At 60.9% G+C, this 7,391-nt stretch carries 6 protein-coding genes and 2 pseudogenes; 1 reads left to right on the top strand and 7 read right to left on the bottom strand.

Annotated elements, in window-relative coordinates:
• Positions 1-281: pseudogene (locus G6021_RS16140) on the top strand (hypothetical protein); the annotation flags it as partial.
• 278 nt (positions 282-559) lie between these two features.
• Here the strand turns inward: G6021_RS16140 and G6021_RS16145 are convergent.
• The 7 genes and pseudogenes from G6021_RS16145 to G6021_RS16175 form a co-directional block, all read right to left on the bottom strand.
• Positions 560-1,531 (bottom strand): carbohydrate ABC transporter permease, encoded by a 972-nt coding sequence (locus G6021_RS16145; RefSeq protein ID WP_082904351.1) that lies wholly within the window; start codon positions 1,529-1,531, stop codon positions 560-562.
• Between the two features lie 29 nt (positions 1,532-1,560).
• A complete protein-coding gene (locus tag G6021_RS16150) occupies positions 1,561-2,601 on the bottom strand; it encodes a sugar ABC transporter permease (protein ID WP_082904349.1) in 1,041 nt (346 codons plus the stop codon).
• A gap of 181 nt (positions 2,602-2,782) precedes the next feature.
• Positions 2,783-3,553: a tyrosine-protein phosphatase gene (locus tag G6021_RS16155; RefSeq protein WP_063972681.1), complete on the bottom strand. Its 771-nt coding sequence runs from the start codon at positions 3,551-3,553 to the stop codon at positions 2,783-2,785.
• An 8-nt stretch (positions 3,554-3,561) separates the two neighbouring features.
• Positions 3,562-4,854, bottom strand: a complete 1,293-nt coding sequence (locus G6021_RS16160; RefSeq protein ID WP_347238993.1) for an extracellular solute-binding protein — start codon at positions 4,852-4,854, stop codon at positions 3,562-3,564.
• A 189-nt stretch (positions 4,855-5,043) separates the two neighbouring features.
• Complete coding sequence (locus G6021_RS16165) at positions 5,044-6,219, bottom strand: ABC transporter ATP-binding protein (RefSeq protein ID WP_063972679.1); 1,176 nt, start codon at positions 6,217-6,219, stop codon at positions 5,044-5,046.
• Positions 6,220-6,465: 246 nt separating this feature from the next.
• Positions 6,466-6,942, bottom strand: a pseudogene (locus G6021_RS17810) (SIS domain-containing protein); the annotation flags it as partial.
• The coding region (locus G6021_RS16175) for an AAA family ATPase (protein WP_182641736.1) at positions 6,897-7,391 on the bottom strand (495 nt) is incomplete at its 5' end. The pseudogene G6021_RS17810 and the gene G6021_RS16175, both read right to left, overlap by 46 nt.

Consider the following 7,391-nt stretch of genomic DNA (forward strand, 5'->3'; position numbering starts at 1 on the left):
CCCACGCCCTGGAGGCGGCCGAGCAGGCTGCCGCAGAGCGTGACGAGGCGGTCGCGTCCCGCGACCGAGCACTCGGCGAGCTCGAGGGAATGCGCGGCGAGCTCGAGCAGCTGCGCGGCCAGCTCGAGGAAACGCGCCAGGACGCCGCCGTCGCACGCACCAAGGCCGAGGAGTCCGACCGGGCACGGGTCCGGGCGGAGGCAACCTCGGACACGCTGCGTGAAGTCCTGGACTCGCTGCGCGATAGCGCTCGTGGCGCGGATCAGTCAGGTGCGTCGTAGCCATCCCGCCGGAACATTGAGACCACCCGCAGTGTCCAGCTCGGCGCCGGCACCCAGAGTGGCCTAGCGCTCAACGCCTTTGCGGTGCAATTCCCCAACCGGCTCCCACTCTGATGACCCAGCAGCGGGGCTAACTGACCGGTCTCTTACACAGACGATGTGACATGCCGGGTGGTCGACTCCCGTCTCACCGCCTCACCGATGAACCGCCGCTAGGCACTTCGGATCCGGAAGGGTCGTCAAAGGAGGCACGCCTTGCGCCTATCTGGAGCGTTCCTTCACTTCATGCCGGAACGAACGAAACCTGCGACGACGTATTTCTGTAAGAAGATGTAGAGCAGGAACACGGGTATACAGGCCATCCCCGCAGCTGCCATGACCGCACCCCAATTGTTTCCCTCGGCGGTGAGGAATGAGCGGATGCCAACTTGGATTAGGGCATCAGACTGGCGCATGATCAGCGATGGCCAAAGGTAATCGTTCCAAGCCGTGATGAATAGCATGATCGCGAGTGCTGCAAGTGCGGGTTTCATGTTGGGTACGACAATGCTCCACAGAGTCTGCCAGGAGTTTCGTCCATCGACCTTGGCGGCGTCGAGAAGCTCGCCGGGGAAGGAGCGCATGTGCTGCATGAGCATGAGCACACCGAATGCCGATACGAGGTTAGGTACGACGACACCAGCGACCGTGTTGAGGAGTCCCAGCTGGGAGACCATGAGATAGTTCGGGATCATCGTGATCTGGAAGGGTACTAGCCATGATCCTATGAAGAGGAACGAGGCTACCGATTTTCCGTAGAAGTCGAATCTGGCGAATGCGTAGCTGGCGAGTATAGAGGTGAACAACTGGAACACCGTGAGAGCAGTCGCCATGACCAACGTGTTCCACATCATCCAGAGAATCGGGATTTGGTCCGTGACGTCGATGAAGTTCTGAATGCTTATCGGCCATGGAATAAGACTCTGCGAAAGCTGGTCTTCTGGAAGTCGGAATGCTGTGGCAAAGAGCCAATAGACGGGGAAAATGCTACAGATCGCGGCGACGGCCAGTATCACGTGGCCGATGGCGATTCCTCCAACGCTGCGTGCCCCCACGGGTAGGTCAGAGTCGGTATTCTGCCGGTTCTTTAGGGAGTCATTGGGATCGTCTTCCGCTGCCGTAGTCCGTGATTCCAATATGGATGGACGGATGCGGGGCCGCACCGCTGCGTGCGGGTCGACCGGGGCTGATGTTTCGAGAACGAATGACATGCGAGACGCCTTCCGGGTCATTTCGGGGTTCAGTCATCGTGGAAGCTGAGTTTTCGAGTCATCCACATGTAGAGGGCGCCGATCGCGCCGAAGGCGATAAAGAACAGCACGCCTGCCGCAGACGATAATCCCGAGTCGAAGTTCTGAAATCCGAACTGATAGAGGATGTAGTAGATGTTCGTCGAGCTATTCGACGGCCCGCCCTGGGTGAGGATGTCGATGATCGGATAGGTCCACTGGGCCGCCAGCAGCACGGTCATGAGTCCGAGGAACACGAGGGTGGGTGACAGCAGCGGCAGTGTGACCTTCCTGGTCACCGTCATCGCCGATGCTCCATCTAGGCCAGCGGCTTGACTGTATTCGGGACTGATGCCGGCGAGCCCTGCCGAGATCACGAGAACACCGAAGCCGAGCATCTGCCAACCGACCATGATGATGATCGCCCAGATAGCTAGACCTGGATCGCGGAGTACATTGCCCAACTCAATTCCGAAAGCGCTCAGTGCGATATTGATCGTGCCTCCGTTCGGCGCGAACAGCCAACGCCAGACAGCAGCCGTGGCCACCGGCGTGAGGAGGAATGGGACAAAGATGAGCGCTTGGTAGAAGGTCTTCCAGCGGCCTCGGACCTGTTGTGAAAGTAAGGCGATGAGGAGCGGCAGGACGAGAGAGAACACTGCGAATGCGGCGGTGTACACTACGGTGTTCCGCACTGCTTGTCGCATCTCCGGGAGAGCGATGACATCTGCGTAGTTGTCCACGCCGACGAACTCGCGAGGTGTGTTCGGCAGCATGTTCCAGTCATAGAATGACAGCTCAAAGGTTTGGACCAGCGGCCAATATGTCCACAGGATAAGCATGGCCATGGCTGGGAGCAGGTATAGATAGGGTGAGAGCCGCTGAGATGGTGACTTTCTCGTTTTATGGTCGCCGAGATTTGAATTGCCGCGCGGGGTTAGCAGGTGCGGGGTCCGAGCAGCGGTCTTGCGGGTTGATTCCACCGCCCGCGAGGAACCGGTGAGTTGCTGCTCTTCTGGGTAGCTCGACGGGGGCGGGACGGTTGAGAACATCAGCGGACCGTCCCGCTGGCGACGATCGTCGCTGATTTTCCACTCTCTGCGTTCGCAGTCTTGCTGAGCGAGCCGATCACGGTGGGGACTGTCGCGCTCGATTGATGGGTCGTGTGGCTGGGGGTGCTGGGGTGTAGTGGCACCAACGTGGTCGTGAGCACTGTCTCTCGCTTCGGTCGTTTCAGCCGGTGAGCTTGGTCCGCAGGGCTGTCAGATCGTCAGATCTGAGTCCGTGCAGTTTCAGGTATTCCTCAGCGCCGCCGTATTCGCGGTCGAGTCGCTCTAACAGCGCCTCCATGAGCGGCGCCGGACTCTGTGTGATGATCGTGACGATGTCGACACCGGCGGCTGCCAGCGACGGGACATCGTGACTGGCCAGCATCGTCTCGGCCCAGTCGCCGGCGAGATTGACCGCAGTGGCTGAGTAGTCAGCCACGATGGCCTGGCGGTCGGCGCCAACGACTTCGAGGATGAGTGCGGCGAGCACTCCCGTGCGGTCCTTGCCCGCTGTGCAGTGGAACACCACGGGCCCGGGAGCGGTCGCCACTTGCGTGAGCGCCCGGGCCAAGTTGGCACCGCGGGTGTCGATCATCATGTCGTAGATGCCAGCCAGATCGAGATTCTCACCGAGCATCAACTGATGGCTGCTTGCAGCATCGGAGAGTATCGGAGTGTGCACGATTTCGATGGTCTCGCGGTCGACGGCGCTGGGCATCTCGTCGAGCTCATCGGTGCGACGGAGGTCGACGATCCTTGAGATCCCGAGGTCGCGCAGGAGTGCGCGCCCGACGTCATCAACCTTGTGAAGCGCGTCCGCGCGGAATACCTGGTTGGAGTTGACCACACCTCCGCGAGATAGCGGAGTGCCACCGAGGTCACGGAAGTTATTGGAGCTGGTGACGGGCAGCGGCGGACGAACTGTGAAGCCGGAGGGCGAGTCGGTGGAGGTCATTGCGTGGTTCACCTCTCTAGGAGTTGCTGTGAGCGTTCTGCGGTCTCCGGAAGTCGCTGAGCGGGGTCGGCTCCCTGAAAGACCGAGTCCTCGATCGCGGTGCCCAGGAGTTCATCGATCTGCGCGAATTGATCCCCGGGATAGGAAACCCATGGCGATAGCTCGTCGAGCTGCTCCAGGTTCGGCTTGACGAGCGGATTGGCCTCAACGAAGTCGTGCAGCGGGCCACCTTCTTCCGTCATGGAAGAACGGAGAGGCAGATACCCGATTCCCGTGGTGATCTGCTCGTACGCCTCAGGGGAGGTCATCCACTTCATGAACTCCCACGCTGCCGCCTGCTTCTTGGGGTCTTGGGAGAACATCACGAGAGCGGAACCGGAGTTGGTGGGTACCGCAGGCTGCTCACCGAACTGCGGAAGCACCCGCGTATCGAGGGTCCAGTCATTTCCCTCCGCGCCCTGCATGAAGCTGGACTGCAGAGCAGACGAGGTCACCTGGAAGGCATAGGTGTCGCCACGTGCGAAGGTGTCGTACTGGGACATTTCGTCCTCGTTGCTGAGGATTCCGTCCTCGTACATCGTCTTGAACACATCGACGGTGTCCACCGCGGCGTCGGAGCCGAACTCGATCGTTGAGCGATCGTCGGAGAGCACCTGGGCGCCGTTGGAGAGGAACATCGATTGCATGCACCAGCGTCCCGTGGTCAGCACGCAGGCGTTGGACAGTGAGGGCCGACCGGTGTGTTCGGTGACTTGGTCCGCGATGTCGGCGACAGATTCCCACGTGCTCGTGTCGATGGTCTCGGGATCCATGCCCGCTTCCTCGATCAGGTCTTCGTTGATCCAGAGGATGGGGGTCGAGAACACATAGGGCAGTCCGTACGTAGCCCCGTCTATGTCGGCGAGCACCTTAGCCCGCGGGTGAAACGGGTACTTGCCACCGAAGTGCTCGTCAAGCTTCTCTTGTCCGACGAGTTCAGAGAGGTTCGCGCCGCCGAGCGATTCAGCGGAGAACGCCATCGAATCGAAGACCATCTGTCCGATATCGGGCGGATCCCCGGCAAGCACTTGCTGCTGGACCGACGAGGTGGCATTCCCAGAGTCGACGCCCTGCCCGACCACAGTGATGTTCGGGTGCTCCTGTTCGAAGGAGTCGATGAGGCCGGCGATAGTGTCGCCCCACATTCCCTGCCCGGAGAGGTTGTAGGACTCGAATACGATCTCGACCTGGTCGTCTTCGGAGAGCTCGACTAACTGGCCGCCCTCGGAGTGAGCTGCGGGTGTGTTCGACCCGGCCGTCACGCAGCCGGACAATACGAGACTCGACATCGCAGTGATAACCAGAGCGGCGCGGACGTGACGGGATGAGCGAGATCGCCGAGGTAGTGAACGCATGAAGCTGACCTTTCATCGAATAAAATGGGGAAGTTGTCGAAGTGCAGGTGGGCACACATGTGATGGAGCGAACAGTTTCCGAATAGCGGACGACCGTCAGAAGACGCCGACGACCTGCCTCTGGTCAGGCTCAACGGATCTCGCCCGCTTCGACGCGGCCGGATCGTCGGCGACCCACTCGAGCCGTCGACCGGACGCGCTGTCGAACAAGTGCGCATGGACAAGCTCCAGGCCGATCTCGATGGCGTCGCCCGGTCGGAGATCGTTGCGGCGCTCACCGCGAATGCAGATGTCGGAATCTGCCACGCGTCCGTACACGATCGTCTCGTTGCCGAGCTGTTCGACGTTGCTGACGAGAAGCGGAAGCCTGAGCGCCGCAGTCGGATCGTGATGATCCAGGACTCGGATGTGCTCAGGTCGAACGCCCAGCAGCACGTCGATCTCAGCTGTGGTCCCGGCCCACAGGTCGGCAGCGAACCCGTCTCCTTCAACACGGACGGTCCCCGCAACGGACGTGACCGTCGCCGGGATCAGATTCATCGGTGGAGAACCGATGAACTTCGCGACGAACGTCGATGCAGGACGGTCGTAGACCTCGAGCGGGGAGCCGACCTGCTCGATGATTCCTTTGTTGATGACGACGATCTTCGTGGCCATGGTCATCGCCTCGACCTGATCGTGCGTCACATAGACGAAGGTCGCGCCGAGACGTCGGTGAAGACTGGTGAGCTCTTGTCGGGTCTGCGTGCGCAGCGACGCATCGAGATTCGACAGGGGCTCGTCCATCAGGAACGCCTTCGGATTACGGACAAGCGCCCGCCCTAACGCCACTCGCTGTCGTTGCCCGCCGGACAACTGTTTGGGCAGCCGGTCAAGGAGCATATCGATCTCGAGCGATGCAGCAACCTGGTTGACTCGCTCTGCCATCTCGTCACCGGAGAGCCTCGTACCGTCAACCTTTCGCGCTTGCGTTAGGGGGAATCGAAGATTCTTTTCGACGCTCAGATGCGGATAGAGGGCGTAGCTCTGGAACACCATGGCGATGTCGCGCTTCTTGGAAGGGACATCGGTGATGTCGGCACCGTCTAGTTCTATCGTCCCCGATGTTGGTTCAAGCAAGCCGGCGATCATGCGCAGCAGCGTGGTCTTACCACAGCCGGAGGGGCCAAGTAGGACGCAGAACTCTCCGTCGTCGATCCGTAGATCGACGGCGTTCACGGCCGTGCTGCCCTTGAATACACGCGTAAGGCCTGCGATGTCGATCGAGCTCATGTCTGTGCCATCCCTTCTTGCAAGGTTGTTACATAGAAGAGTGTGAACGCGGAACGTTAATCCAGAGCGACACGCAGAAGAATGGGGTGCCTGTTCGGGATGAACCTGCGGCCTCGACCGCGGGAGTGTTGGTGCCCCTAGTGCCGACGCAGCAGGACGGCCCACGAGATGCTCGTGGGCCGTCCGATGGAGTCGAGTCGTATGGAGACGAAGCGGAGTGGCTGGTGTACAGGTGATACTGCTGGATCAGGGCGCAGGCGGCTCCCCTGGTTCCTCGATCGTCAACTGGGCCACCGTCTCGATGTAGCGATCAGAGACTTTCGGCGCCTTCTGGACTCTGCCGATCACGGCCGAGTGCAAGCTGCTCAGCAGCACGGTCTGAACGATATTCCCGCCGACACGGTCGAGGTCCCAGCGATAGGTCGCGCCGGCAATGAGCGCTACGTCAGCGAGCTCGGCCAGTGCCGTGCGGGCGAAGGCGGTGAGGCCGATGACTGATGCGCCCGCGACCTTGGCCTCTCGAGCGGCCGCGATCGTCAGCGCATTCGAGCCCGACTCGCTGACGGCAAGGCAAACGTCACCACTGCGCAGGCCGACGGCGCTGAGCCGTTGCATGATGGCATCGGCTGTGACTTTCACCTTCGTTTGGCGGGATTTCGCAGGTTCGTTTGGCGGTGTCAGGTGATGCCGATGACGAGGGTGGATCGGGCGGCTTCGACGACGTCGTCGGTGATGGTGTTGAGCTCGTTGATCTGCATGATGCGCTCCATCTGCGTGAACAGTCTGTCGACGAGGCGGAAGTTGCCGCGGGTGATCCGTGCGATCGCGGCGAGGGCTTGAGCGTCGGTGAAGTCGTCGGGGTCGAGGGGGTGGCCGTATTTGGGCCAGCGACGTTCGAGTACGAATCGCAGTTCGTCTTTGCTCAGTGGCCGGTACTCGTGTGCGAATCCGACGCGGCTGTAAAGCTGCGGGTAGCGGCTGAATCTCTTCTCGATCCCGGGCATGCCGATGAGGATGACGGCGACGTTGTCGCGGTCATAGTGGTCTCGCACCATTTCCAGGGCGGTGGCATTGAGTCGGTCGGACTCGTCGATGATGATCAGCTCGACGTACTTTCGCAGGTGTCTGGGTCGTGTCTGCAGTTCGCCGGTGTTGATCAGATGCTCGTCGAT

The organism is Dietzia sp. CW19, from assembly GCF_014145265.1.
In the GTDB taxonomy this organism is placed as follows: domain Bacteria; phylum Actinomycetota; class Actinomycetes; order Mycobacteriales; family Mycobacteriaceae; genus Dietzia; species Dietzia natronolimnaea.